We start from the raw sequence: 231 nt of genomic DNA on the forward strand, positions 1-231 counted from the left end.
TATGTATACCGCGTGGGCAACGTGGATGCGTGGAGTGAATGGTACCAGTTGCGGCTCCCCGACATGCAGCACAAGAAGTTGTCGTTCCTATACTTTGGCGATGCGCAGAACGAGATCAAGTCGATGTGGGCGCGGGTGATTCGCGAGGCCTTCAAAACCGCGCCGCAGGTCGATTTTATGTTGCACGCCGGGGACCTCATTCACAATTATGACAACGACGCAGAATGGGGC

1 pseudogene is annotated in these 231 nt (G+C 55.4%); it reads left to right on the forward strand.

Annotation, left to right across the window (positions count from 1 at the left end):
- Nucleotides 1-231, forward strand: a pseudogene (locus tag KK062_RS30595) (metallophosphoesterase); the annotation flags it as partial.

The sequence above is a fragment of the Dawidia cretensis genome (assembly GCF_018598175.1).
Classification (GTDB): Bacteria; Bacteroidota; Bacteroidia; order Cytophagales; family Cyclobacteriaceae; genus Ohtaekwangia; species Ohtaekwangia cretensis.